Here is a 1,559-nt window from a genome sequence, read left to right as displayed (position 1 = left end):
AGGTTGAGCACTCCCGTCGCCCGGTAGGTGACGATCAGCCCGATGCCGGTCAGGGCCGCCGCGCTGCCTACGGCCAGCCCCGCCAGGGTGAGTTCGTAGCTCAGGGATTCCATCGGCCGCGTCCCCACCGCTCAGGAACTCGGAGGAGGCGGGGCGCATATCGGGCAAGGCGACAGGGCCCCGGCCGCCTCCGGCGCGATCGGCCCCCCGCGGCCGTCCGCCGCCAGCGGGCAGTCCGCCCGGTGGTACATCGTCCCTTCCGGGACGGTCACCAGCCGGTCGTCCGGAGCCGTGGTCGCTTCGGCTGGTTCCGGCGGCCTCGCCTCGTCCACCGTCACCAGCAGCCTGTGCAGCTCCGCCACCCGGTCCGCAGCCACTCCCTGTTCGCCGCGCGCCAGCAGAATCGCCCCCGCCACGATCAGGGCCGCGCCCGGAATCGTGCAAGAGGCCAGGTAGGGGAGTTGGCGCTCGGCGAAGCGCTCGCCCGAGATCCCGTACCAGCCGATCGCACAGAGCACCGCTCCGCCCGCCAGGGCGGCCCAGCCGGTCCATTGCGTGGTGCGCATCGGGACCCCCGTGTCGTGATGGCTGTCCGTTGACCGTGTAATGACTGTGCATCACCGCCCGACCGATGCACTATGCCGAGTGAGGGGAAACCGGCAGGCAACCGGAAAACCTCCTCGAAAGCCTCCGACAGCGGGTGGTGGTGGCCGATGAAGGTCCGTGGAAGCGGTGCGCGGCGGGCCGTCCTGGCGTCGGCGGTCGTGCTCGTCGCGGCCGTCGGGTGCAGCGACGACTCCGGCGGTACGGAGGAGCCGGCGACGCCCCCGCCCGCCTCGGCGTCGGCCTCCTCGCCACCCTCCGCGGAGAGCGGCGAACCATCCTCGCCCTCCGGGGCCAGGCCCCCCGACGAGGCCGCCGCGCGGCGCGAGGTGAAGGAGAACTGGGAGAAGTTCTTCGACCCGGCCACCACGAACGACGAGAAGGCCGATCTCCTCCAGAACGGCCGGCAGCTGAAGCCGCTGCTCCTCGCGTTCAGCGGCGACAAGCGCGGCAGCCAGGTCAAGGCCCGTGTCTCGGGCGTCACGTTCTCCTCCGCCACCGAGGCCGAGGTGCGGTACGCGCTGCTGCTCAGCGGGCAGACCGCGCTGCCGGGCGCGTCCGGTACGTCCGTATACCAGGACAAGGTCTGGAAGGTGTCGGTCAAGACGCTGTGCGCGCTGGTGAAGCTGAGCGGCGATGCGCCGAAGGCGCCGGGCTGCTGACCGCGCCGCCCCGTCGGCGCCCGCCCTGATCCTCGCGATCCTCATGGCGACCGCTCTCGTCACCGCCTGCGGCAGCCGCCTTCCCGAGAGCGACTTCACCGACAGGAACGACAGGAACGACCGGTCCACCGCCGCCCCCGGACCGCCCCTCAAAGTCGGCATCATCTCCAGCGCCACCAGCCCCGTCGGCGGCTCCGCCTTCACCGGCCCCCGTGACGGCGCCCGCGCCTACTTCGCCCGCCTCAACGCCTCCGGCGGCCTGGCCGGCCGCCCCGTTCAGGCCGTGACCTGCGA

2 protein-coding genes and 1 pseudogene are annotated in these 1,559 nt (G+C 72.5%); 2 read left to right on the top strand and 1 reads right to left on the bottom strand.

The features are described 5' to 3' along the window. Positions 1-131: 131 nt before the first annotated feature. Complete coding sequence (locus ACFU99_RS32130; RefSeq protein ID WP_384398731.1) at positions 132-566, bottom strand: hypothetical protein; 435 nt, start codon at positions 564-566, stop codon at positions 132-134. Between the two features lie 147 nt (positions 567-713). Here ACFU99_RS32130 and ACFU99_RS32125 point away from each other — a divergent pair, with 147 nt between their 5' ends. Both ACFU99_RS32125 and ACFU99_RS32120 read left to right on the top strand, forming a co-directional pair. Beyond that, positions 714-1,265 carry a hypothetical protein gene (locus tag ACFU99_RS32125; protein ID WP_384398729.1) on the top strand — a complete coding sequence of 184 codons (552 nt, stop codon included), beginning with the start codon at positions 714-716 and terminating at the stop codon, positions 1,263-1,265. Beyond that, positions 1,240-1,559, top strand: a pseudogene (locus tag ACFU99_RS32120) (amino acid ABC transporter substrate-binding protein); the annotation flags it as partial. The gene ACFU99_RS32125 and the pseudogene ACFU99_RS32120, both read left to right, overlap by 26 nt.

The sequence above is a fragment of the Streptomyces sp. NPDC057654 genome, from assembly GCF_042800135.1.
GTDB lineage: Bacteria > Actinomycetota > Actinomycetes > Streptomycetales > Streptomycetaceae > Streptomyces.
Note: the sequence above shows the minus strand (reverse complement) of the source record. Positions and strands in the feature narration are given on the sequence as shown.